Genomic DNA, 24,961 nt, shown 5'->3' on the forward strand with positions numbered 1-24,961 from the left:
TCATAATTTCTTCCTATCGAAGCGATGCGCCGCCGGGTCCACCAGCGGCAGCGATGGTGAGTGTTGTCGATGGGGATGGCCGCCGCGGCCATCGCAGGATCGGCGTCTCGCCGAAGGGGGCCTGTCGCAAACGCGAATGGGCCGTCGTTCACCAGCTGTTAGCCACCCGCCCAGCTTGCCGCCTCCGCCCGGGAGCCGGCCCATGATCCTGAACGCTCTTGCGCTCAAGCTGAAGCGGCAAGCCCACGGCGACTTCCGGGGCCGGCACTTCGAGGCCGCCCTGATTGTCCAGGCCGTCTCCTGGTACCTGCGCTACGCGCTGAGCTATCGCGACATCGAGGAGATGCTCTTGGAGCGCGGCATGGAGGTCGACCACTCCACCCTCAACCGCTGGGTGCTTGCCTATGCGCCGGCCATCGAGCGGTGCCTGCGCCGGTTCCGCAAGCCGCAGTGTGGGTCCGTGCGCGTAGACGAGACCTACATCAAGGTGCGGGGCCAGTGGCGCTACCTGTACTGGGCCATCGGCAAGCATGGGGAGGCGATCGACTCCCTACTCACGGCCGACCGGGACCTCGATGCCGCCAAGCGCTTCTTCCGCAAGATGCTGCAGGATCAACCGCTCCTCGCTCCTGACCGGATCGGCACCGATGGCGCTGGCCCGTACCCGTCGGCGATCGCCGAGAGCCGCAAGGCGGGTCTGCTGCCGCGCACGGCCACCCACCACGTCACCAAGCACCTGCAGCAAGGGATCGAGAGTGACCACTTCCGGGTGAAACGAGCGATAGTCGGTGTCCTCGAAAACGAGGCCGGGCGCTGCGCACCCCGACCGCTCCGCGCCCGGCTTCGGCTCTCACCTCAGCTCAATGACACCATCTGTCAGATCAAGTCCTGACTACTGCAGCGGTGGCCTATTCAGGGCGCAACCAGCAGCGCCTCGCCCGGCCGCATGAGCAACGGGGTGTATTGGCCTTCCAACTCGAAAAGCATCGAACCTTGGCGAGGCAACAGCAGCATCGCGCAGTCATGCGCATGCCATTTTGTCGCGTAGTCCGACTCGGCCACCGTGGCGATCGCCCACTCTTCCTCGTGCTGCGGAACGTCCATCATTGAGGGCCCGGATGTTTCGTCCTTCTTATATGCTTAGGCACATGATGACACAGGCGAGGCGGCGCAGGCCCGCCGACAGGGGACCGGGAACGGCGCATCAGCCGCCGACGATCGACGTGAACCTGCAATCCTCGGATATCCGCGTCAGTTCGGCCAGCCCGTCCGCATTCGACGCGATCAGCAGGCCGCCGCAGGCCGTCTCCCGGCCGGACATGGCATAGTGCAGCACGGGCGCCGGCTGTACCGTCTCGCCGGGACCCACGACGAAGCCCTGGACCTGCGAAGGGCGCGCGCCCCACCCGTTGGTCACGCTCATCCCCCCGGGGCGGCCGGCGATCATGCGGAAGACGACGGACAGGCGCTGCCCATCGCGCAGGCCATACGCACGCTGCGGATCGACGAGCGCGACCGTGACAGCCGGATGAAGATGCAGGAACCCTTCAAGGAGGAGCGGCCGGCTCGTCATCGTGAAGGTGTCGAACACCGCGATACCCGACAGATCCTCCAGGAGGACGAATGTGCGGGCATGCCCGTAGTCGGAGCCGTGCACCGTCGTATCGACGACGTGGACCGTCGCGGCCCCGATCCGCGTCGTAGTCCGTAGGCGGCCGGCCCCGGCCATCTGATCACGGCCGTACGGCAACACGACATTGTGCGCGCGTCCCGTTGCGAGGTGCCGACCCGGCTCTCCGGGTTGCCGCGACTGCGACCCGCCGGTCTCCACGACCCAGCCGAGCCCTCCGGTCGCGAAGGTGAAGGAGGTGCAGTCCCGGTGGTCCAGCGGGTCGTGCTGAGCGGCGAAGTCGCCCGTGAACGAGGCCGGACCCGGGCGTCCGCCGACGCGCACGGCGATAGCGTCCCGCGTGACGCCCGAGGTCCCGTCCGCCGCGCGGCTCGCGGCTTCTGCCATCCAGGGACGATCGTGGGTCCTGACCAGGCGCTCGATCCATCCACGTCCGTCGATCTGCGCGGGCGCGTCTCCGAACGGCGGAAGGGTGCCGTCCGGCTCCCGGAGGGCCGCGAGGCCGCGCCACGCAGGCGCGAGGCGGGCTTCGAGATGCTCCGCAAGCGCCATCGACTCCAGATCGGGGCTCCGCAGGACGGGGAGCAGCGCGAGCCCGAGCGCGAGAAGTTCGAGCCGCCGGTGGTAGGAGGCGCCAGCGAAGGTGCCGTCAACGCCGACCTGCGCGTCGAAGCTGCGCCTCAGGGCGGACGTGGCGAGGGCCGTCCAATGCGCCGACAGGGGACAGGTCGGCAGGGCCCGGCCGATCCCGAGGAGCGAGGCGGCCGCCTGGATCTCCAAGAGGGTTTCCGCGAGCGTGTTCCGGCCGAGGATCTCGGCGAGGGCGATGCCGTGTTGGATCACCTCGCAACCGAGCACGTCGAGGATCGCCGCGTCCTCCCCGACGGGATCCCGCAGGGCGGACGAGAGGACGTCGAGCAGGGCTTCCGCACGCTGCGCGAGGCAGGTGGGATGCAGGCTCAGGGGATCGGCCGGCTGGCCCCAGGGATTGGCCCGTGACCAGGACCGGCAGAGCGTGATCGCGCGCATCCGCGCCGCGGGATCTCCGCTTCGGATCATGCCCCGGATCCAGGTCAGGGACTGGAAGGCGATGCGCCACGCCGGCGTGGAATAGGGATCGCTACGCCAGTCTAGGCTCTCGGCGACCGGCCACGTCGGCCACTGCCCGAGCCGGAGCCCGTCCCCCGTCCAGGCCGGTGCATCGTGGGCGTTCATGAGGCGGTCGAAGGTCTGCAAGGGCGCGTGGAGCTCGGCGCCCGCGGCGCCGGCGGCGAGATCGTGCCGAGGGATCGCGCCGGGCGCGGTAGCGTCACGGCCGAGGCGTGTCAGCAGGTTCGCCACGACGGCCTCGACGGGGCCGCCGGCCTGATCGGTGAGCGCTTCGAGGCGCAGCGCGTCGTCGAGTAGGACCTCCGGATCCGAGACCAGGGCGAGCATCGAAGGCTCGCTCCACGCGGCGAACCCGGCATCCAGGGTGACGGCGTCCGGCGGCGGCGCGACCTCGACAGTGAAGCGCGAGGCGTCGCGGTGCACGGGGATGTTGACGAAGGCTGGCACTGCGGGGGCCGCCGCGACGCCGGGATAGGGCGGGGCGATCAGGGCGCCCCGCGCGTCGCGGAAGGCGATGCGCATGAAGGCGCCCTCCGAAGGGCCCGAGCGCGCGAGCTGGCCCCTGAGGATGAGCGGGCGGTGCGCCACGAGCCCGTACCGGAACCAGACCGGATCGCCTCCGAGAGCGATGGGCTCGCCGAGCAGCGCGCCCGCCCGCGCCGGCCCGTACACCCCCGGTCCGGGGGGCGAGGTGTCGGTCCCGACCTCCCTCAAGACGGGGGCGCCCACGTGGAAGGTGCGGGTATTGCGCCAGCTCCGGATCGAGACGACGACTCGGGACGCGGGGGCGGGAAGATAGAAGCACAGCCTGAGCTCCGGGAGGGCGCCCCCGGCCGCGCCCCCGGGCGGGCCGGCCAGCCATGCGCCGTGCTCGTCGACGGTGGTTCGCGCGAGCCCGGGAACGCGCGGGACGTCGAGGCCCGACCCGTCCTCCGCATGGAACGCGATGCCGACGACGGCGAAGTCGGCCACATCCGTCGCCTCCTCGCCGGGATCACCGCGGAGCGCGGCGCTTAGCTCGAGCCACCGATTCGGCGTCAGCCCCTCGAAGGTCAGCGAGATGCGCGACCAGCGGTTCCGGGTGCCGACCCTGTACTCCACCGACGCGGCCGCCGATGAGGCTTCGGCGCGCCCGCTCTCCATGACGTTGGTCGGGGTGAACACGGAACCTGACCCTCTGCCGCGACGCGTAGAGGCTCCATACCGCTTCGAGGTCGTTTATGCCGGGTGTACGATCCGGATTTCGTGGGGTGCCCTTGCGGCTGCGACACCTCGTGGGCGCTCGCCTGCGTCCGTGCGCGCGATTTTTAGCGCGCGCCGGCGGCGCGTTAACCGCTCCTTAGGATCTCCCGTGGAAAGAGAGTCTGGACGAAGCGAATGGCGCATGTGCCGACCAACTCGCGGCGTCGAAGATCGATAGCGGATTGAGCGGCATGCCCGAGGGCCCGCTCACAGGCATGAGGCCGCCCCGCTATACCGGTGTGAACCCGGTATGTCCCCGAATTTCTTCTCACGGGACATCATTATCATGTCGAGCCTGCTGACCAACACGTCCGCCATGACGGCGCTGACGACCCTCAAGATGACGAACCAGACGCTGGATCAGTCCAGCTCGCGCATCTCTACCGGCCTGAAGGTCGCGAACTCCTCCGACAACGCCGCCTACTGGTCGATCGCCACCACCATCCGCGCCGACAACGGCTCGCTGAGCGCCGTGAAGGACGCCCTCGGCCTCGGCTCGAACTCGGTCGACGTCGCCTACAACGGCGTGAACTCGGTCATCACGCAGTTCCAATCGATCAAGGACAAGCTCACCGCCGCCCTGTCCCCGAATGTCGATCGCGGCAAGATCCAGACCGAGATCAACGACGTCCTCAAGGCGATCAAGCAAACCGCCGACGCATCGGTGGTCAGCGGCGAGGCCTGGCTGTCGACGGACTCGAGCGCCGGCAACTACACCTCCGACCGCAAGATCGTCTCGTCGTTCACGCGGACCCAGGGCGTGATCGCCGTCGACACCCTCACCGTGTCGGTCGACGACACCAAGCTCTACGACGCGACCACCACGGCGGGCACGGCCAACGGCGACGCCGCGGGCGGCACCCTGGTTGCCGACTGGAAGACGGCCCAGACGACAATGGATACCGCGCAGAAGAAGTTCGACGCCAGCGCCAAGGATGCGACCGCCCAGTCGGACCTTGACACCGCCAAGTCGAATTACGCCACGGCCCAGACGACGTTCAAGAACGGCGTCAAGTCGGCGAACGCGGCCGCCACCGCGGGCGCGGACGGGGCCGGCGGCCTCCTGAACAAGCAGTGGGCGGTGTCCGGCGCCGACAACAACGGCCTCAACAAGGGCTACGCCCTCAGCGTCGGCCAGATCGACATCGCCGACATCCAGAACAGCGACCTCTCGAAGCTGAACGCCTACATCAGCCTCGCCGACAAGGCGCTGACCGCGATGACGAACGTGGCGACCACGCTCGGCTCCGCCAAGAGCCAGATCACGTCGCAGACGAACTTCGTCGACTCGCTGATCAAGGCGAACGAGCGCTCCATCGGCACGCTCGTCGACGCGGACATGGAGGAGGAGTCGACCCGGCTTAAGGCCCTCCAGGTCCAGCAGCAGCTCGGTATGCAGTCCCTCACGATCGCCAACAGCAACACCCAGCAGATCCTGAGCTTGTTCCGCTAAGCCTCGCGCGCCGGAGCGCCCCCCACTCCGGTGCCCCGAGGACGAGCGGGCGACGTTCCGGCGGGATCGCCTCGCGCGATTCCGCCGGAACGCGTTGCCGGACCCTCTCGTCCCGACGCCCATCCCGGCCACACCTCGAGAGGGACGTGGCCGTTTGCGTCGCACCATCCTGGCACAAGGTTCATCGGCCAAGCTGTGCGCAAATCCCGTCGAACGGAAGCCGAGCCCCACCGATGCCTGGTCTCGACCACGCCTTGAAATTGTGGACCAACATCGTCGATCTCGGCCCGAGGCGCCTGATCGCCCTCGGCCTCGTCGGCCTCGTCGTGTTCTCCGCGGTCGGGCTGGGGGCCTACTATCTCAGCCGTCCGATCCGCGAGACCGTCTACACGGGGCTGAGCCGCGACGACATCGGCCGCATGGGCGCCACGCTGCGCGACGCGGGCATCCCCTTCGACGTCAGCGCCGACGGCGCATCCCTGCTCGTCGGCTACGGCCAGACGGCGCAGGCCCGCATGCTGCTCGCCGAGAAGGGCCTGCCGCAGAACGCCAAGATGGGCTATGATCTCTTCAACGATCTCGGCTCCCTCGGCCTGACCTCCTTCATGCAGGAGGTCACGCGGGTCCGGGCCCTGGAGGGCGAGATCGCGCGCACCATCCAGACCCTTAAGGGTGTCAGGGCCGCGCGCGTGCACATCGTCATGCCGGACCCGGGCTCCTTCCGGCGCGAGCAGCAGCCGGCCTCGGCCTCGGTGGTGATCCGGACGGACCCGCCGAACGACGTCGGTCCAGCCCAGGCCATCCGTCAGCTCGTCGCGGCCGCGCTGCCCGGCATGAAGGCGGATCGGGTGACCGTGCTGAATACGGACGGGACCGTCCTGCTGTCTGGCGACGACAACGCCAGCGCGCCGGCCGGCCGGATGGCGTCCCTGGAGAATCTCGTGGGCCGCGAGATCCAGGACAACATCCGGCGCACGCTCACGCCGTATCTCGGGCCGAACAACTTCGAGGCTAGCGTCGTCGCGCGGCTGAACACGGACAAGGTCCAGGTCAACGAGACGATTTACAACCCGGACCAGAAGGTGGAGCGCTCCGTGCGGGCGGTTAAGGAGACGGAAAGTTCGCAGAACCGCGCGGCCCAGAAGCCGACGACGGCGCAGCAGAACCTGCCGGATCAGCGCGTCAACGCGGACGCCGGCGACAATTCCAGCGCCGACAACCAGCGCCGGGAGGAGCTCACGAACTACGAGATCTCGTCGCGCATGACCCAGACCGTCCGCGACGGCTACGCCATCAAGAACCTGTCCATCGCGGTCCTCGTGAACCGCGGCCGCCTCCAGGCGCTCGCGGGGGGCGACGCGGCCAAGGACGCGAACAAGGACGCGAACGAGGTGGCCAAGGCGGCGGAGGCGCAGATCGCCGAGATCGAGCAGCTCGTCGCGTCCGCGGCGGGGATCGACCGGGCGCGCGGCGACCAGATCAAGGTGGCGGCGGTCGGGTTCATCAACGACGGGCAGCCTTTGGAGCCCCTGCCGGCGCTCACCGCGACCGACGTCCTCGTGCGGCAGTCCGGAACCCTTATCAACGCGGCCACGATCCTGATCGTCGGCAGCCTCCTGATCTGGTTCGGCCTGCGGCCGGCCCTCAACGCCATCCTCGCCCAGCGGACGAAGCCCGAGATCGAGGTCGCGCTCGCCACGCCGGACGCGATCCCAGTCCTCGAGGCAATCCAGGCGCCGGCCGGCGTGGCGGCGAACGAGCCGAACCTGATCGAGGACCTGACGGGGAAGGCCGGCCGCTCGCCGCTCCGGCGCCTGGAGCAGATGATCGAGCACGATGAGGAACAGGTCGCTCGCGTCATGAAGCAGTGGCTCGTCCGCGGCGAGGCGGCGTGATGGCCTTGACCGCGCACGCCTGGGCCGATTTCTCCCCCGTCCCGGTCCAGCCCTCCTCGTCCCTGGCACCTTTCACGGCCAAGCCCACCGGTGCGGATCGGCCGCTGCCGCAGGCCGAGCCGGCTCCGGACGTGGAGGCGCTCATCCGGGCCGCCCGGGACGAGGGCCGCCGTGCGGGTGAGGCGCGCGGGGCGCTGCTGGTCGAGCAGGCGCTCGCCGCGCAGGCACAGGCCCACGCCGCGGCAGGCGCCGCCGAGCGCAACCGCTGGGTCGAGGACGAGGCGGCGGTGCTCGGCGCTGCCTTCGCGGAACAGATCCAGGCGCTCGAAGCCCGACTCGCGCGGAGCACGGCGCGGGTCCTGCTGCCGTTCCTCGCGGAGGGCCTGCGCCGCGAGGCGCTGCGCGAAGTGGAGGCCCTCGTGTCGCCGCTGACGGAGGAGGGCCGCTGCACGACGCTCACGCTCTCCGGGCCGGAGGATCTGGTGAGCGCGCTCGCCGCACGGCTCGGCGTGGCGCCGAATGCCCTCGTCATCCGGTTCGACGCGGGGCCGGACGTGCGCGTGCAGGTGGACGATACGGTGATCGAGACCCGGCTTCAGGCCTGGGGCGAGCGTCTCGGCACTCTGATCGAGGGGTGCTGAGCATGGCCAACGACAAGACCGAGATCGTCATCGTGCGGCGACCGCTAGAGGACGAGGAGGAGCATCACGGCGGCGCCTGGAAGATCGCCCTGGCCGACTTCATGACGGCGATGATGGCGCTGTTCCTTGTGCTGTGGCTGTACAACGTCGCGCCGAAGGAGACGCGGACCGCCATCGCGAACTACTTCAACCCGATAACCCTGTCGGCCGCCCTGCCGACCCCGAAGGGCCTGAACGATCCCGAAACAACACCGGTGGGCGATGCGCCGGGCCCCGCCGCGCCGGGATCGGAGGCCAAGTCCGGTCAGCCGCGCGGCGGCAGCCAAGCCCCCGCGGGATCGCCCGCCCGCGAGCGCGAGCTGTTCCAGGATCCCTACGCCATCCTGGCCAAGCTTGCCGCCGAGGCTCCCCCCAACGCGCCGCAGGACGTGGCGGTCGGCGCCACGGGCGAGCCGGGCCGGGCCGGAGGGGACGCCGTGCGCGACCCCTTCGATCCGCTCTACTGGCACGTGGTGGCGCCCGCCCCCCCGAAGACCGAGCGGCCGACGAGCGGGGCGATGGCCTCTCTCCGTCCCCCCGGCGACATCGACGCCCGGGGGATGAGCGCGGCCGTGAGCCCCCCGTCGGCCGCGATCTCGAAGGCTGAGGCGGCGGATGCGGTCATCGCCGAGCCCCGCGCGAAGGCCGCCTCGGTTAGGGAAGACCAGTCGACTCCGAGCGCCGGACAGGCTCCGGCGGTCGCCGGTCAGGCCGAGGCGGCGAGGAGACTCGGCGCGCAGCTTGGCGATCTCCAGGGGCCCCGCGTGGAGGTCGTGCGCACCGCCGAGGGCCTTCTCATCAGCCTCACCGACGATCTCGCGTTCAGCATGTTCGCCGTCGGGTCGGCGGAGCCGCAGCCGCGGACCGTCCGGGCGATGGAGGCCGTCGCCCATGCGCTGGCCGGCCGGCCGGGACGGATCGTCATCCGCGGCCACACCGACGGCCGCCCCTTTCGCTCCGACACCTACGACAACTGGCGCCTCTCGACGGCCCGCGCGCACATGGCGGCCTACATGCTGATGCGGGTGGGCATCGCGGAGGCGCGCATCCGGCGGATCGAGGGGTACGCTAGCGGCGTGCCGCGCAACGTCACGGATCCGAAGGCCGCAGAGAACCGCCGCGTCGAGATCCTGCTGGAGGAGGCGCCCCGATGAGGCCGGTCCTGCGGGCCGCGCTCGGCCTCGTCTTCCTGACGCTGCCCCGCGCCGGCGCGGCCGAGCCGGGGCCTCCCCCCGTCGGCGAGGCGGCCGCGACGCCCGCGCCGGCCGCCGCCGTCGAGACCGTGGCGGTCCCCGCCCCGGTCTCGGAGCCCGGCCCAATCCAGCTGGTTCGCACCCTTCAGCTCCTCCAGGACCGGATCGCCCAGGGCTCCGTCGCCGCGCAGGCGAGCCAGGGGCCGCTGATCGCGCGGATCGAGGCGGCGATGCTGCGCGCCGAGCCCGGAACCTGGGTCGATCGACGCCATGTCCACGCGGCCGTGACGTTCGCCCTCGGCGGTGGCGGCCCCGGGATCCTGAGGCGGCTCGCCGCCAGCGACCCGCTGCCCGAACCCGAGGCGGCGCTCGTGCGCGGCGCCCTCGCCTACATTGAGGGCCGCGAGGGAGACGCCGGCCACGCGCTCCGGGACGTCGACGCCCGCGCGCTGCCGCCGGGCCTCTCCGGCTCGATCGCCCTGACGCAGGCGGCGCTCGCCGCGAAGGCGGATGCGGCCCGATCGATCGCGCTCCTTGACTGCGTGCGCCTGCTCGCGCCCGGAACCCTGCTCGAGGAGAGCGCGCTGCGGAGGGAGGTCTTCGTGGTCGGCCAAGTCGGCGACGTCCGCAAGCTCGAGGCGCTCGCTATCCTGTACCTGCGCCGCTTCCCGCACTCGATCTACGCCGGCAACTTCCGTCAGCGGTTGGCCTTCCTACTGACGAAGCTCGACCTCGGCCGCGACGAGGCGCACTTCGCCATCCTGGCCCGGATCCTCGACGAACTCGCGCCCGAGAGCCGCCGGACGCTCTACCTGCTCGTGGCCCGCACCGCGATTCAGGAGGGCAGGACGGTCGCCGGCCTCCGCGCGGCCGACCGGGCGCGCGCGCTGTCCGCGCCCGCGACTGCGGACGCCGCCCGCGCGGATCTCTACCGGGGCGCCGCCGAGGTCGTCAGCCTTCCGACCATCGACGACGGGCTCGCGCGCCTCAGACCCCTGAATCGGGCGATCCTGCCGGCCGCTGACAGAGCTCTCCTCAATGCCGCCCTCGCCACGGCCGCGCAGATCCGGCGCGACCCGGGCGGGGAACGACCGGACGTGGCGGCACGCCCGATGCCCGGCGCCGCACGCGAGGATCCGGCGCGTCCCGCCGGCCCGCCCGACCCCCTGATCCTCCAGGCCCGGGCCGCCATCGGCCGGATCGATGCCATCGTCCAGGGGGAGCGGCCATGAACGCCATCCAAGCCTCGGCCCAGATGCCGGTTCCGAAGACCGACCGGGCATCGGTGCAGCCCGCCGGCGACCGCGCGCGCGACGCCGGTGACGGACGCCCGGAGCGGGACGCCTTCGCAGCGCTCCTGCGCGTCATCTCCGGCGAGGCCGCAAGCACGGGGAGCGAGGTCGCCGAGCCGGAGCAGGCCGCCACCTCCGACCTCGTGGCCTCCGACCTGCCCTCCGTCCCCGACGCGGGCGCCGGCCTCGCCGCGCTCCTTGCCGCCGTAGCGAACCTGCCCGCCGGCGCCGCGCTCCCGGTTCCCGGCTCCGCGACCACGACGGTGGCGGCTCAGGGCGAGGCCGCGCCGTTGAGCGTCGCCGAGCCGGCGCGGAGCGGACCCGACCTCGCGCTCGCGGCGGCCATCTCCACCGGGGACGAGGCAGCTGCCGTCCCGGCCGGCGCGATACGGGTGATCACGCGGGAGACACACTTCGAGCTCGTCGGGTCGACCACGCCGGCGCCGGGGGCGCCCACCCTGGCCGCGCCGCCGCCCAAGCCGCCGATTCCGGCGCCCCCGGCTCCGGTCGAGGGGGCGCAGGCTCGCGCGGCTCCGGCGGCGGCGTCCGTCGGCATCCCCGAGGCGAGGCCGACCCCGCGTGGTCAGACCGCCGTGACGGCGGACGCATCGGATGCGGGCTCAGCGCCGGTCGAGACCGACGCCGGACCGCCCAGCGTGGCCCCCGAGGGGCACGAGGCGGTGACGCCGGCGGCGAAGGCCACCCCGGCAGGCGCCTTCCGCTCGCGCGAGGCTGAGCTGGCAACGGTCGCCCCCATGGGATCGGCGGCCGACGATCGGGCCGCCGCGCTGCCGCAGGTCGCGGCCGCGATCCAGGAGGAGGTGGAGCGGATCGCCGAGATCGCGCCGCACGCCCACGTCGACACCGCCGCACGAACGCCCGCGGACGGTACGCTGCGCGTGCTCAAGATCCAGCTGCGGCCCGCGGATCTCGGGCTGGTCACGGTCGAGATGCGCCTGAAGGATGGGCGCTTGGAGGCCTACCTGCACGCGTCGCAGCCCGAGACGGCCGACCTCCTGCGCCGGTCTTCCGGCGCCCTAGGCGACCTTCTCAGCCGCTCGGGCTGCCAAGCCGACCTCGTCGTCCTCGATCGGCCACGCGCCCCGGAGGGACCGCCGCCCGCCGCCATGCCCGACCCGGGCCAGACCTTCGAGGCCGGCGGGCAGGGCGCGAACGGCGGAGCACGGCAGCATCGTTTCGCAGGCGACGACACCAAGGCTGTCATCCCAGGAGAGAGTCGGACGGATGAGACGAGCAGTTATGACGATGATCGCAGCCATCATCTCTACCTTTAGCATCCCCGCGGCCCGCGCAGCCTCGGCGGGCACCACCGTCTGCGAGGGCCAGATGCGGGAGGCGGCAGCGCGCTACGCGGTGCCGCTCGGGGTGCTCTATGCTGTCGGCCTGACGGAGACGGGCAAGCGCGGCTCCCTCCAGCCCTACGCCATGAACATCGAGGGGCGGGCGTACTTCGGCACCGACGTCGGCGATGTCGTCACGCATTTCCAAGAGGCGCGCCGCAAGGGCGTGCGCTTGATCGACCTTGGGTGCATGCAGATCAACCACCACTACCACGGCCACAAGTTCGCATCGCTCGACGCGATGCTCGATCCGCGCGCCAACGTGGACTACGCGACGAGCTTCCTGAAGGACCTGAAGCGGCGTGAGGGCAGCTGGACCATGGCGGTAGCCCGCTACCATGCCGGCCCGAACAACCAGCCCGCGCAGAAGCGGTACATCTGCCGGGTCGTGGCGAACATGGTCGCGAGCGGCTTCGGCGAGTGGACCCCAGGGGCGAAGGCCTTCTGCGGCTAGAGTGTTCTCCGCCGAAACAGATGCCGGTTCCCCGAGCCCCACACATCCAGGCTGGCGGCGACAGGCTGCTCGAACTGACTCGCGCCCTGGAACGCGCGATCGAAAACTTGGACCTCTCGCTGATCGAACTCAGTCTCCAGGATCCGGACACACGTGAAGCACTGCGAGGCTTCGTCACCGAAGCGGAGGGCCTCGCAAACACCGCGCAGAGCTTCGCGAGCACCGCTCGGGGCCTCGCCAACATGGCCCGGCGGTTTCCGGCCACCCTCTGACTACGCTTACGACTTGGGCCGGACACAGGACCGGCCCTTCATCTGATGGAGGCCGGCTTGGGCAGGCTGTTGTTGATCTCTGACGACCTGTCCCGGACCGAGCGCCTCGTCCATTTCCTCGGCCCGGACCCCTGCTGCACAGTCCAAGATCTGTATGACGATGCCGTGCCGTTGGGGCTGCCGGACCTGATCGTCGGCGACGTTGCCCGGCTCACCTCCGAAGCGATGATGCGCCTGCGGCGGATGCTGGAGCCGCGGCGTGCGGCGGGTGCCCCCTTTCTGTTCCTCGCCCACGGTAGTGTCGCCCGCGCCGAGGCCCAGGCCCGGCTTCTTGACCCGACCGACATCCTCCCGGCCCTGATCGTCCCCGAGCGGCTGCTGGCTCGGATCGATCGGCTCCAGGAAGTCGGCGGTTCCGCCGTCGCCGCCCGGATGGCGGACGAGGCCCGGCAGTTCTTCGATCGAACCTTCTTCTCCGACCAGATCGTGACACCCGAGTTGGCGAGCACCGGCACTGGCCTGATCGCCCGGGCCATGCTGCATTGTGGCATCCGCGACTGGCTCCGGGCCGTGCAGCGCTTCGACGAGGGCACGCACCGGCACTGCCTGATCGTCACTGGCCTGGCAGCGGCGTTCGCGACCAAGCTCGGCTTCGTCGACTTGGACAGCTACCGTCTGACCAAGGCGGCGCTGCTGCACGACGTCGGCAAGACCCGGATCTCGGCGGCGATCCTGAACAAGCCCGGTCGGCTCACCGACGAACAGATGGCGGTGATGCGCACGCATGCGGCGCTCGGCTACGACATGCTGGTGGATAGCGGCTTCTCGCCGGAGATGCTGCAAGTCGTGCGCTCGCATCACGAGATGCTCGATGGCTCGGGCTACCCCGACGGGTTGCAAGCGCCTGAGATCCCCGATCTCGTGCGCTTGGTGACGATCTGCGACATCTACGGCGCGCTCATCGAGCCGAGACCTTACCGGGCACAGATGTCGGGCGCAGAGGCCTACGGGATCGTGCAGTCCATGACCGGCCGTCTCGACGCAGATTTGGTCGCAGCGTTTCGCCCGATAATGACTGCGTTCGATCCGGCTGGAGCACCCAACAGCTGAGCAGACGGACTGATTACGACCGAAGCTGTGTCAAAACTCGGAGGCGATGCGAAGTCGTAGAACAAAAATCTCCGCAGCGGCCGCGAAGTATCGCCGAAGTGACTAACTGACCGGTACAAGAAGCACTTTTGGTCGGTGCAACCCTCAATTGAAAGAACATTGTTTTGCATTGGATGATAACATCCGAGTTTTTATACAGCCTTGCCACAATCCCGCCGCCCGCAGTGCTATCGTCGGTTCTTCAAAGCAGTCGCTCGTCAGTCGTACGAAAATTTTGGATCGCTGTGTCGCAACAGATAAAGGTCTAGGCTTATAATAGCGAAAGAGACATTGACGCCCCGTCATAGTATATATCGCCGATTTTCAAGGCCCGCCGTTCAAGTCCATACGCTTTAAAACCTACGGACTTGTAAAGCGCAACCGCAGCATCGTTATTTGCTCCCACGCTCAATGTGAGCTCCTCTATTGATATAACGGAATAATCAATAGCTTCTCTTAATAGCGCGGCCCCAATCCCAGACCGACGAACGCCCGGCCGAACATACATGCCCCAGATTATTGCTTTATGCTTCGTCTTGGCAGCTGTAGGGCCATATATTCCCACGATACCATCGAGGTATGCTTCGCCTTCAGATCGCGCCCCGAACACCACAGCGCTATCCAGCCTAGCCGCGAACTCCGTTTCCGATTGTGCGACTTCATCTTCCCAAGATGCACCGAACGCTTCTGGATGTGCCTGAAGCCCTTCAAGTCGTATGTCGCGAAAGGCAGTCGCATCGGCGCTGGTTAAGCGATAGATCTTCAATGAAATGGCTCGTGCCTCGGTGCTCACAGACGAAGCTTACTGGTCAAGAGGCAGCGAAGCTACCTGCACGAGAGGGCCAGCGGCGATGTTCGCAGTGATGCTCTCACAGACCAGAAGCAGACAGGCTGAAAACCACCCAACCCAGACGCCTCAATGGCTATCGGCGTTGCCCAAAAGCAGCCATTCCTTGGCGTTCTCTGCTACTCGCCCGGCGAGTTTCTCATAGGTTACGGCGCTTGCCCTGCATCGAAGCTATGGCGCTGTGATCGGCTTCGGCTGACGGCTGCGCCGGTCCACAGATATGCCCCACAAGCTGTCGAGGCGGGCGTGAACGATCTTGAAATGTCCACTATCGCACATAAGTTGTGGCCTTCGCAATCGATCCGCGATAGGATTGTGCATCGGCAGTGTCGATCCCCGCGCCCGCTACCTAGCGTGCCCCTCATCCGCGGAAACGCGAGCGCGAGCGCTCATGAGCTCCCCTCTTGGTGGTCTCGTCCGCGTCACCGACACCTGGGCGACGTGCGGCGGCTCGGAGATCTTGGGCAGACATTGATCGCTTCTCGAAGTGCGAGCACAAACCGCTATTCAGCTGCCGTCTCGGAGGAGGAGGCGGCGAGGTTCTGCACGTATTGGAGACAGGTTCGCCGCACATTAGGATCTGTGATCGTCGCGAACAGCCTCAGAAGCTCCAACTCCTCCGATATGGGCGTGACAGGCAATACACCTCGGGGATGACCTTTCAGAAACACGTTCTCGCTGACACTAAGCGCCTGCGCCACGCGCTTCAGGACGCTCTTGGTGCGATCTTCGCCCATTCTCGTCACCCTCTCATGCCAAGAGCGAACCGCCCTCACCCTCCCTAACGAAGAGAACAATCTTCTACCACAAGCGTACAGTATTATACTAAGTTGCAATTCATATGCCCTTGCCCCGTGTTTGCCCGCGTTCATAACCAGAGTCGGTTCTGGTTCTGGTCCCGTTGGGACCGGGCTGCAAACGCGTTCGGGGTGAGCCCACCGAGGCTCGTGTGTATGAGCCGGCGGCCGCGGCCGCCTGATCCCAATTCGGCCCGCGCGGCACACGTCGGCTTTCCGATGTCTGTGGGCGGTGAGAGGAAGATGGCCTGACAGTCGACCGATGTTCTGCAAGCCTCCCAGCAAAAATGCCGCTCGACGCCGACCCTATTATGAGGCTCAGGACGCTCGGACCTCCATCTTGGCCAATGGCTCGCCGGAAGGCCGGATACGTTTATGCAGACTGCCCAGACCAGCGGATCCAGAACCACTTGCGGACGGGGCGGGCCATACGTTTCGCCGAGACAGACGCGCTGTCCAGGCTCGCCCGACTCCAGTCGATCTCACCCGCCGCGTGCAGGCGCTCCAGCAGGACCTGATACAGGCGCCCCCCACCCCCGCCTCCTGCCAGTCGCGAAGCCGGCGCCAGCAACTCATCCCGCAGCCGCAGTCCATTTCGGCCGGCAGCACCTCCCAGGGCAGGCCGGAGCGCAGCACGAACAGGATCCCGGTTAGCGCCGCTCGGTTCTCGATTGGACGGCGCCCGCCCTTCGGGCGTGGCCGGGGCGGCGGCAGGAGCGGGGCGATCGCGTCTCAGAAATCGTCAGGCAGAAATGGGCGAGCCATGTCGGACAACGCCTGTCCCGCCTACCCGTGCCCGGTCTGTTAGGCGCTCTAAACCGTCTGTACCATGAGCGCGGACCAATCCACGCGATGGAATGGGTAAATCTGAATGTCGTCCCAGACCCTCTGGCGAGCGTAGATTTCGTCGGCGAGATACGCGTCGAGGCCCGCGCGGTCCGGGAACTCGCACATCACTATAGAGCCGACCATACGGCCGTCCTCGTCGAGGATCGCGCCGCCGTCGATGATCTCACCCACTTGCTTGCGGGCGCGGATGCCTTCCATGTGGGTCCCGCGTGCCGCAAGACGGTGCTCAAGGGCATTAGGTGCGTCCCGCGCCACGATTACGAACTGCATGATGTCCGTTCCTCCTTGGGTCAGGTTGACGATCCATTCGACGCCAAGTGATAGCCACGACCCGCGTAATCGAATCCATGGAGCTGCGAGATCTTCAGCGTCGGATCGGCCGAAGCCGCGTAATAGGCACGGATCTCCCTGATCCGGCCGCTCCCCTCGTCGAACACGTACCACTCGTCGCCGCGCAGCGCCGTGCCGGACTTGTTCTTCCAATGCGTCCACTCGATCACCGCCTCGGGCGCGGTCGAGGAGCACAACACCCGCTCAATCGTCCACTGCGAGCCCAGCGTCTCAACGCACCAGATCCAGCCGCGGGCAATCACCTCGGCCCCGCGCCACGGCGCGCCCGGCAGGCCAGGCGGGAAGTAATGGACCGCGTCCAGCGTGAACGAGGCAATCAGGGCGTCGTAGTCGGCGGCGTTGCAAGCGTCGAAGTAGCGCCGGATCGTCGCCTCCATCGCGGCCGGGGTCAGATCATGCGGCATCGCGGCCTCCGGCGCGGATCCTCGGCGCGTCCTCAGGCTTGGAACCAGCCGCCTTCCAGGCGGCGTAATCGGCCCGGATCTGGTCGGTCGGCGGGTAGACGCCATACAGCCCCTCGCCCGCGGCGACGCGGTAATACAAGTACTTCTCCAGAGCGTCGCGCGCCTCACACAGGTCCGCCATCTCGGCGGCGAGATGGCGCGGGATCACCGTGACGCCGTCGCCGTCGCCGACCAGGATGTCGCCGGGGTATACCGCAACATCCGCGCAGGCCACCGGCACGTTCAGGTCGATCACCCGGTGGTAGGACAGCCGGGTCGAGGCGACGACTTCGCGCGCATAGGCGGGGAAATCGAGCCGTGCCAGCTCGACGCCGTCCCGGAACGAGCCGTCCGTGACGATCGCCGCCGCGCCGCGCACCTTGAGGCGGGTCGGCAGCATCGCCCCGGCCGAGGCCGCACGGGGATCGTTGCGGCTGTCGATGACGAGGACGTGGCCCTCGGGGATATTCTCGACCGCCTCCCACTGAAGGTTGTCTGGGTTGGCGTGCGGCTTGAGGGTGGCGATCGTATCGAGATCCTCGCGCGCCGGGATCATGCGTATCGGGTAGGCTTCGCCCGCGAACTTAACCGCGTTCGGGTTCATCGGCCTGAGTCCGACGAGGAAGCACTGGCGCAGGCCCTTCTTGAACAGCTCCGTGGTGAGCGAACCGCTAGTGCAGTGCTTCAACCGCTCGATCACCTCTCGCGACACCGGAATTCTTTTTGGTTCTTCCATCACAATTTCTCCGTCAGGGCGACTGGCCGATGCCGGTGGCCGTCGCGGATCAGCGGGTTCGTATGTCCAGAGCGCCGGCATCACCTGCCGGCGCCAGATCCCAAAAGGATCAGCGGCGCTTGCCGGCCTCGTGGGTCGCGTGCGTCCAGGCGCGAGCTTGCTCCGAGAGGCTGAAGCCGAGGCCGGGGCGGTTCGGGACGATCATCCGTCCGTCCCGAACCTCCAGGGTCTCGTTGAACATCGCCTCAGACCACTCGAAGTGCTCGACCCACGGCTCGCGGCCGTAGGCGGCGGTCAGGTGGAGGTGGATCTCCATGCAGTAGTGCGGCGCGAGACGCAGCTTCTTGTGATCAGCCAGCGCCATGATCTTGAGGAACGGGGTGATGCCCCCGACCCGCGGCGCGTCCGGTTGGATGAAGTCGACCGAGTCGTGGCGGATCAGCTCGTAATGCTCATCGACGCTGGTCAGCATCTCGCCGGTGGCGATCGGGGTTGCGAGCTCCCGCGCGAGCGCGGCGTGGCCCTCGTAGTCGTAGGCGTCGAGTGGCTCCTCGATCCAGGTAAGGTTGAACTGCTCGGCGATGCGGCCGAAGCGGAGCGCCGTGGTCCGATCCCACTGCTGGTTCGCGTCGATCGCCAGCGGCACGTCGCCGATGTGGTTACGCACCGCCTCGATGCGCTGGAGGTCGATCATCGGGTCGGGCTGGCCGACCTTTAGCTTGACCGCGCCGATGCCCTTCTCAAGCGCCATCGAGATGCGCTCCTTGACCTCCTCGATCGGCATCGAGAGGTAGCCACCCGAGGTGTTGTAGCAGCGCACGGCGTCGCGGTGGGCGCCGAGCAGCTTGGCCAGCGGCAGGTCGGCGCGCTTGGCCTTCAAGTCCCAGAGCGCGATGTCGAAGGCCGCAATCGCCTGTGTGGCGAGACCACTTCGTCCGACCGAAGCGCCGGCCCAAGCGAGTTTATCCCAGAGGCGGGCGATGTCGTTCGGATCCTCACCAATCAACTCGCCCGCGATCTCCTGGGCGTGGGCGAACTGGCCTCGTCCTCCAGCGCGCTTTGAGTAGCTGTAGCCGATGCCGCTGTAGCCTCGCTCGGTCTCGATCTCGGCGAACAGGAAGGCGATCTCGGTAAGCGGCTTCTGGCGTCCGGTCAGCACCTTCGCATCGCTGATCGGGGCGGCGAGCGGCAGGAATACCAGCGACGTCTTGACCCAAGCGATCCGATCTGTAGTGGCCTCACCCGGCGCCAGCCCCGCGGCGAGCGGACTGGCGATGATGCGGGGGAACGTCGTACCGGTCATGGAACAGTCTCCTTCGACAATTGTGAGGATGTGAAAGCTGGCGCTACCGCGTCATTCGGCCGGGACAGCCTCGGCTTGAGCGAGGCGTGAGCCCTTGCGGATCTCAAGCCGCTGGATCGGTCCGACGACAAACCAATAGCAGAGCACCGCTCCGAGGCCGTGCAGGCCGACGTAGAGGAGCGCGCCATTGAACGATCCGGTCGCGGACAGGATGTAGCCGATGGCCAAGGGGGTCACGATGCCAGCGGTGTTGCCCAGGGCGTTGAAGACGCCGCCGGTGATGCCGACGATCTCTTTTGGTGCCGTGTCGGCGACGATCGTCCACCCAAGTGATCCGAAGCCCTTGCCGAAGAAGGCGGCGCTCATCAGGAGGATGATGACGGCGGTCGAGTCGACGTAGTTGCAGCCGATGATCAGCGAACTCATGATGAGGCCGATGGTGATCGGCACCTTGCGGGCGATCGACAGCGATTCAGTTCGATGCAGCAGCCAGTCAGAAATAAAACCGGTGGAGACGCCGCCGACGAAGCCGGCGATCGCCGGTATGGTCGCGACGAGGCTCGCATCAAGGATTGAGAACCCACGTCCTTTGACGAGGTAACTCGGGAACCATGACACGAAGAACCAGGTGATCGATGAGACGCAATACTGAGAAATGAATACTCCTACCAGCATTCGGCTACGGAAAAGTTCGCCAATGTCAGAGAGCGACGGGCCGGTGTGTCCAGGTGAGGTCGTTTGCACTTTCGAACTGAGTTCGATCAAACCGCCGCCGGACCGGATGAGTTCAAGTTCGCTCTTGCTGATCCTCGGGTGCTCGCTTGGAGCGTAGTAGAAGATCGTCCAAGCGACCGCGAAGATAAAACCGACCACGCCCATGACGCTGAAGATGTGCTCCCAACCGAAGCGGTGGTCGAGGAAGCCCATCAGGGGCGTGAAGATGACGAGCGCGACGTACTGCGCGCTATTAAAGATCGCGCCGGCTTTGCCGCGTTCGGCGGAGGGGAACCACGCCGCGATAATGCGTCCGGCCGCCGGTCCCACGGGCGCCTCGAAAGTACCAAGTAGGAACCTCAGAAGAAGCATCGCCAGGAACGGGTAGGCGACCAGACCGACGCCGCTCATTAAAAACGTCACCAGCGACCATAAAACCACACTGGCTAGGATCGTGGTTTTGGCGCCGATCTTGTCGACGATCCAACCAGCGGGAAGATGAGCGAGAACGTAGGCCCAGGCGAAAGAGGAGAAGAGCCAGCCCATTTGGATCGGATCGATCCCGAGCGACTTTGACATATTTGGGCCAGCGATCGCTAGGGTGGCTCGATCGCCGCTGCTGAGCGCCAGCAGAATCGTGATCAGGGCCAGGACGCCAAATCTGTAACGACTTTTCGCGCGTACGATGTCGGCTGGCATGGCTTCCCTCCTCACACGAATACTTGGAGCGATCCCTCAATCTGGTCCGAAAACCGTCGAGAACCACCTGCTGTCCGTGCCAATTTTTTCCCGCTCTGAATGGCGGTGCTCGGAAGTTAGTCTGGACATTGATCCACGTCCAAAACTAAAATTGCATCGCATCAATACGCGGATGGCATCGATGTTCGAGTTGGCTCAGCTGCGCTGCTTCGTCGAGGTGGCGCGCGAACTCCATTTCGGGCGTGCGGCGCAGCGCTTGAACATGACTCAGCCACCGCTCAGTCGGCAGATCCAGATGCTCGAACGCGAGCTGAAAGCTTCGTTATTCGAACGGACGAGTCGCTCAGTCGTCCTCACGCCAGCAGGCCGGGTCTTTCTGGTCGAGGCGAAGGCGATCTTGGAACGCAGCGAGGAGGCTGCCAAGATCGTTCGGGATGCTGCGGAGACCGCGCGCGGCCAACTCAAGATTGGCATCGTCGCAGCCACTACTTACAGCCTGCTGCCGGGCATCGTGGTGCGGGCACGAGAGGTCCTTCCGCATGTGGACCTTGCCTTCGAAGAGCTAACCTCAATTGAGCAGCCCGAAGCTCTGTCGTTCAGTCGCATCGATGTCGGGATCGCACGGCCGATAACATGCCCGGACGGCGTCAACTCCCGCTGCATAATGCGGGGCGGCTTCTCCCTCGCCTTGCCCCTTGATCACCCGCTGGCTAGGCGGCGGCGACCAACCATGGAACAACTCCATGGCGAGCGGTTCATCATGTATTCGGAGGGCGGTCGCTACATGCGCGATCTGCTCTTGGCGGCCTTCAAGATGTCGAGCGTCCGACCGCTCTACGTACAGCACATGGCTCAAGCGCAGGCGATTTTATCACTGGTGAGCACCGGCCTCGGCATCGGTGTGGTGCCGGAAGAGACCCGCAACGCCTGTTTCGACAACGTCGTGTTTCGGCCGATCAAGCTCGGCCCTTCCATCGCCGCCGAGTTTCATGCGCTTTGGCGACCGGCAAACCGCAACCCAGTCCTGTCTCCGTTCCTTGAACTCATCGAACCACAGTAATCGGCCTCTTACCTGCCATCGTCGATTGATGTTTCTGTCGCATCAAAACGGTGCAAATTTAGTCTGACCCGGCACCGGTAGACACTGTTAATTGCGACTCATTGAGAACAGAATATCGGAAGGAATAGACGTGCAGACCATCGGCTATCCTGTTTTGCGGGTGGGCAGAGACGATAACGTTGCCTTGGCACGGGTGGCACTATCTGCAGGCGCAAACGCCGGTTCAGAGGGTCTGACAACCACGGATGGTATACACGTAGGCCAGAAGATCGTGGCGCGGTCCATTCAGGCAGGCTAGCCGGGACACCCTGTAGTACGTCCAGGGCGTCATAGCCCGCGAAGCAGAGTGGGACCCAGCTCGCGGATACCATCAGGGCCAGCGGTCACATGAACGACTGCATCGACAGGCCGGACACAAGACTGCACCCGACCCTCGCGTCAGACGCTCGATTCGCCACTTGCAATGCGGGAGCCATCCACACAAGACGTTCGTTCGTGTCTTAACGAAGTTGACTCGGTTCAGAAAAGTGACTTCGATTTTAGCCGATCGCAAACCGATGGAGCGAAGCCTATAGGGCGGTACGAGTTAAGAGTTTACCGGTTGCGTTACAGAGCCTTTTGATCAGATCTGGAGGACCCGGATGTTGTTGGTGTTGCCGGTGGCGTGGAACGGGACGCCCGCCGCCACGACGATGTAATCGTTGGGCCGACCGAACTCCTCGGCCTGGGCGTAGTGCGCCGCTTTGGCAGTCATCTCCTCGTAGCTGTTCACGTCCTCGGTCTGCAGCGAGTGTGCCCCCCACAGCAGGCACAGACGCCGTGCGGTCGCGAGGTTCGGCGTGAGCGCCAGGATCGGAGGCTTCGGACGTTTGCGAGCCACCCGCGAGGCCGTGGTGCCGCTCGACGTGTAGGTGACGATCGCCTTGGCGTGGAGCGCCTCGGCCAAGACGGCGGTGGCGGTCGCCACGGCGTGGGGAGGGGTCTCCTCCTCGCCGGGATCGGAGGCTACCACGATCGAGTGGTAGAGCTTGTGCCCTTCGACCGAGCGGATGATCCGGTCCATCATCGCCACCGCCTCGACCGGGTACTGGCCAGTGGCGGACTCGGCCGAGAGCATCACCGCATCGGCGCCGTCGTAGATCGCCGTCGCTACGTCCGAAGCTTCCGCTCGCGTTGGGGCGGGGGCGCTGACCATCGAGTCGAGCATCTGGGTGGCGACGATCACCGGCTTCACCGCGAGGCGGCAGGCGCGGATCAACTCCTTCTGACGGCCGGGAACGTCCTCGTGCGGGATCTCGACGCCGAGGTCGCCACGGGCGACCATCACCGCGTCGGAGAGGCGGATGATGTCCTCGATCCGGTCCAGTGCCTGAGGCTTCTCGATTTTGGCCATGACCCCGGCGCGGTCGCCGATCAGGCTCCGCCCCTCGATCATGTCGGAGGGCTTCTGGACGAAGGACAGGGCGACCCAATCGACGCCGAGATCCAAGCCGAAGGCGAGATCGGCGCGGTCCTTCTGCGTGAGCGGCGACAGGTCGAGGAGGGTGCCGGGCAGGTTGACGCCCTTGCGGTTTGAGATGACGCCGCCGGTGACCACCTCGGCGGTGATGCTGTTGGCCTCCAGGCCGGTGACGCGCACCCGCACCCGGCCATCGTCGATCAGCAGGTCTTGGCCGGGGACGACGGCGGCGAAGATCTCGGGGTGACGCAGCGGGATCGACTGCGTGTCGCCGTCCACGCCGTCCAGCACGAAGCGCACGCTCTCACCCGCGACGACATCGAGACGGCCATTCTTGACGGTGCCAACGCGGATCTTGGGGCCTTGCAGGTCCAAGAGGATTCCTATCGGTCGGCCGACCTCCTCTTCCAAGGCGCGGATGGAGGCGTGGACCTTGGCGTGGTCGTCGTGGGTGCCGTGGCTGAAGTTGAGGCGGAAAGTATCGACGCCTGCCAGGAATAGGGCCTTCAGCCGGTCGTGGGCGGAGCTCGCCGGCCCCACGGTGGCGACGATCTTGGCGTGGCGGTGACGGCGCATGGCACATCCGGCCGCGGAGAACGGCCGCCTCTGGTTCAATTGCGGTTCAGGCGATCAGGATCGCTCGGAAGTCGTTGACGTTGGTCAGGGTCGGTCCGGTGATGACGCCGTCGCCCAGGGCCTCGAAGAAGCCGTGGCCGTCGTTGCGGTCGAGGCTCTCGGCCAGCGAGAGGCCAAGCGCCGCGGCGCGTGCCGGGGTGTCGGGGCCCAGGACCGCCCCGGCGTTCTCTTCCAGGCCGTCGACACCGTCAGTGTCCCCGGCCACGGCGTGGATGCCGGGATGTCCGTTCAAGGTAGCCCCCAAGCGCCAGCAGGAACTCGACGTTGCGCCCGCCACGGCCATCGCCGCGCACCGTGACCGTAGTCTCACCGCCGGAGAGAAGCAGGCAGGGCTTCGGTAACGGCAGGCCGTGGGTGGAGACGCTCAGTGCGATCCCGGCCATGACCTTGCCGACCTCGCGCGCCTCGCCCTCGATCGCATCGCCGAGGATGCAGTGGGTGATGCCCTCGCGTCGAGCGAGATCCGCGGCGGCCTTTAGCGCCATGAGCGGCGTCGCGACCATCCGCACGTCTGGCGTGCCGATCCGGGGATCGCCCGGCTTGATCAACTCGCCCCGGCCGCTGGCGAGGTGACCGCGCACCGCCTCCGGGATCTCGACCCGGTAGCGGTCGAGGATCGCCAGCGCGTCGGCCAGGTCGTGGGATCGGCCACGGTCGGACCGGAGGCGATGTCGAGGGGATCGTCGCCGTGGGTGTCCGAGATCAGCAGCGTCACCACCCTGGCGGGGTGGCAGGCGGCGGTGAGCCGGCCGCCCTTGATGCCCGAGAGATGGCGGCGGACGCAGTTCATGTCGCTATCGCAGCGCCGGACCGCCGCAAGCCGCGGTTGACCATCTGCTTGTCGGCAAGGCTCAGGCCCGGTGCCGGGAGCGACGGCAGCGCCGAACCGCCACCGGAGATGAGGCAGAGAACGAGGTCGTCGGACGTGAGCCCGGCGACCAGATCGAGCATGCGCCGGGATGCGGCCTCACCGGCTGTGTCCGGCACCGGGTGGGACGCCTCGACCACCTCGATGCGCGAGGTCGGGGCGCCGTGCCCGTAGCGGGTGACCACGAGCCCGGAGATATCGCCCGGCCACGCCGCCTCGACGGCTCTCGCCATCGACGCCGCGGCCTTGCCCGCCCCGACCACGATCGTACGACCGCGGGGCGGTTCCGGCAGATGCCGGGCGAGGCTGACGGCGGGGTCCGCCGCCGCGACGGCGGTCGCGAACAACCGCCGCAGGAGATCTCCGGGCTGGCTCACGGCATCCCCCTTACTCGTTGTCGCCCTGAATGGCGGCGATCACGGCGTCGGTGACCTGACGGGTCGTCGCCTTGCCGCCGAGGTCGGGGGT

At 67.3% G+C, this 24,961-nt stretch carries 19 protein-coding genes and 3 pseudogenes; 11 read left to right on the forward strand and 11 right to left on the reverse strand.

Translation table 11 applies throughout. The annotated features are described in order from the left end of the window. Nucleotides 1–202: 202 nt before the first annotated feature. Nucleotides 203–778: pseudogene (locus ABIC30_RS29820) on the forward strand (IS6 family transposase); the annotation flags it as partial. Between the two features lie 134 nt (nt 779–912). Here the strand turns inward: ABIC30_RS29820 and ABIC30_RS29825 are convergent. Together ABIC30_RS29825 and ABIC30_RS29830 are read right to left on the reverse strand one after the other, a co-directional pair. Then, on the reverse strand, nt 913–1,107 hold the full coding sequence (locus ABIC30_RS29825) for a cupin domain-containing protein (RefSeq protein WP_354456616.1): 195 nt from the start codon (nt 1,105–1,107) through the stop codon (nt 913–915). Nucleotides 1,108–1,204: 97 nt separating this feature from the next. Beyond that, complete coding sequence (locus ABIC30_RS29830) at nt 1,205–3,904, reverse strand: heparinase (RefSeq protein WP_354456617.1); 2,700 nt, start codon at nt 3,902–3,904, stop codon at nt 1,205–1,207. A 364-nt stretch (nt 3,905–4,268) separates the two neighbouring features. On the opposite strand from ABIC30_RS29830, the gene ABIC30_RS29835 reads away from it, so the two are divergent. The 9 genes from ABIC30_RS29835 to ABIC30_RS29875 all read left to right on the forward strand — a co-directional run bounded on the left by ABIC30_RS29835 (nt 4,269) and on the right by ABIC30_RS29875 (nt 13,692). Further along, the gene (locus ABIC30_RS29835; protein ID WP_354456618.1) at nt 4,269–5,435 is read left to right on the forward strand and encodes a flagellin N-terminal helical domain-containing protein; all 1,167 of its coding nucleotides are present in this window, start codon (nt 4,269–4,271) and stop codon (nt 5,433–5,435) included. A 233-nt stretch (nt 5,436–5,668) separates the two neighbouring features. Next, complete coding sequence (gene fliF / locus ABIC30_RS29840) at nt 5,669–7,330, forward strand: flagellar basal-body MS-ring/collar protein FliF (protein ID WP_354456619.1); 1,662 nt, start codon at nt 5,669–5,671, stop codon at nt 7,328–7,330. After that, complete coding sequence (locus ABIC30_RS29845) at nt 7,330–7,971, forward strand: hypothetical protein (RefSeq protein WP_354456620.1); 642 nt, start codon at nt 7,330–7,332, stop codon at nt 7,969–7,971. Before fliF ends, ABIC30_RS29845 begins: the two co-directional genes overlap by 1 nt. Nucleotides 7,972–7,973: 2 nt before the next feature. Further along, nucleotides 7,974–9,164 (forward strand): MotB family protein, encoded by a 1,191-nt coding sequence (locus tag ABIC30_RS29850; RefSeq protein WP_354456621.1) that lies wholly within the window; start codon nt 7,974–7,976, stop codon nt 9,162–9,164. Then, nucleotides 9,161–10,435, forward strand: a complete 1,275-nt coding sequence (locus ABIC30_RS29855; protein WP_354456622.1) for a MotC family chemotaxis protein — start codon at nt 9,161–9,163, stop codon at nt 10,433–10,435. Before ABIC30_RS29850 ends, ABIC30_RS29855 begins: the two co-directional genes overlap by 4 nt. Then, on the forward strand, nt 10,432–11,790 hold the full coding sequence (locus ABIC30_RS29860; RefSeq protein WP_354456623.1) for a flagellar hook-length control protein FliK: 1,359 nt from the start codon (nt 10,432–10,434) through the stop codon (nt 11,788–11,790). Before ABIC30_RS29855 ends, ABIC30_RS29860 begins: the two co-directional genes overlap by 4 nt. Then, nucleotides 11,762–12,310, forward strand: coding sequence for a transglycosylase SLT domain-containing protein (locus tag ABIC30_RS29865; RefSeq protein ID WP_502915882.1), 549 nt, complete (start codon nt 11,762–11,764; stop codon nt 12,308–12,310). Before ABIC30_RS29860 ends, ABIC30_RS29865 begins: the two co-directional genes overlap by 29 nt. Nucleotides 12,311–12,330: 20 nt before the next feature. After that, entirely contained in the window at nt 12,331–12,582 is a 252-nt protein-coding gene (locus tag ABIC30_RS29870; RefSeq protein WP_354456625.1) for a hypothetical protein, read from the forward strand. A gap of 57 nt (nt 12,583–12,639) precedes the next feature. Further along, nucleotides 12,640–13,692, forward strand: coding sequence for an HD-GYP domain-containing protein (locus ABIC30_RS29875; protein WP_354456626.1), 1,053 nt, complete (start codon nt 12,640–12,642; stop codon nt 13,690–13,692). 310 nt (nt 13,693–14,002) lie between these two features. Here the strand turns inward: ABIC30_RS29875 and ABIC30_RS29880 are convergent, their stop codons facing one another. The 7 genes and pseudogenes from ABIC30_RS29880 to ABIC30_RS29910 form a co-directional block, all read right to left on the reverse strand. Next, nucleotides 14,003–14,497 carry a GNAT family N-acetyltransferase gene (locus ABIC30_RS29880; RefSeq protein WP_354456627.1) on the reverse strand — a complete coding sequence of 165 codons (495 nt, stop codon included), beginning with the start codon at nt 14,495–14,497 and terminating at the stop codon, nt 14,003–14,005. Between the two features lie 1,308 nt (nt 14,498–15,805). Further along, nucleotides 15,806–16,101 (reverse strand): annotated as a pseudogene (locus ABIC30_RS29885) (transposase); the annotation flags it as partial. Nucleotides 16,102–16,188: 87 nt separating this feature from the next. Further along, a complete protein-coding gene (locus ABIC30_RS29890) occupies nt 16,189–16,494 on the reverse strand; it encodes a YciI family protein (RefSeq protein WP_354456628.1) in 306 nt (101 codons plus the stop codon). Nucleotides 16,495–16,514: 20 nt separating this feature from the next. Next, on the reverse strand, nt 16,515–16,979 hold the full coding sequence (locus ABIC30_RS29895) for a nuclear transport factor 2 family protein (protein WP_354456629.1): 465 nt from the start codon (nt 16,977–16,979) through the stop codon (nt 16,515–16,517). Continuing rightward, nucleotides 16,969–17,835 carry an RraA family protein gene (locus ABIC30_RS29900; RefSeq protein WP_354456634.1) on the reverse strand — a complete coding sequence of 289 codons (867 nt, stop codon included), beginning with the start codon at nt 17,833–17,835 and terminating at the stop codon, nt 16,969–16,971. The genes ABIC30_RS29895 and ABIC30_RS29900 overlap by 11 nt, the downstream gene beginning before the upstream one ends. A gap of 28 nt (nt 17,836–17,863) precedes the next feature. Next, on the reverse strand, nt 17,864–19,057 hold the full coding sequence (locus tag ABIC30_RS29905) for an L-talarate/galactarate dehydratase (RefSeq protein ID WP_354456630.1): 1,194 nt from the start codon (nt 19,055–19,057) through the stop codon (nt 17,864–17,866). A gap of 51 nt (nt 19,058–19,108) precedes the next feature. Next, entirely contained in the window at nt 19,109–20,470 is a 1,362-nt protein-coding gene (locus ABIC30_RS29910) for an MFS transporter (RefSeq protein ID WP_354456631.1), read from the reverse strand. Between ABIC30_RS29910 and ABIC30_RS29915 the strand changes: the two genes are divergently transcribed. Next, entirely contained in the window at nt 20,469–21,530 is a 1,062-nt protein-coding gene (locus ABIC30_RS29915; protein ID WP_354456632.1) for a LysR family transcriptional regulator, read from the forward strand. The two genes, ABIC30_RS29910 and ABIC30_RS29915, sit on opposite strands and share 2 nt — an antisense overlap. 622 nt (nt 21,531–22,152) lie before the next feature. Here ABIC30_RS29915 and pyk read toward each other — a convergent pair. Together pyk and ABIC30_RS29925 are read right to left on the reverse strand one after the other, a co-directional pair. Continuing rightward, nucleotides 22,153–23,565 (reverse strand): pyruvate kinase, encoded by a 1,413-nt coding sequence (pyk, locus tag ABIC30_RS29920; RefSeq protein WP_354456633.1) that lies wholly within the window; start codon nt 23,563–23,565, stop codon nt 22,153–22,155. Nucleotides 23,566–23,611: 46 nt separating this feature from the next. Next, a pseudogene (locus ABIC30_RS29925) lies at nt 23,612–24,870 on the reverse strand (glycerate kinase type-2 family protein). Between the last annotated feature and the right edge of the window lie 91 nt (nt 24,871–24,961).

Origin of the sequence: Methylobacterium sp. 1030 (assembly GCF_040544715.1) — a bacterium.
Taxonomy (GTDB): domain Bacteria; phylum Pseudomonadota; class Alphaproteobacteria; order Rhizobiales; family Beijerinckiaceae; genus Methylobacterium.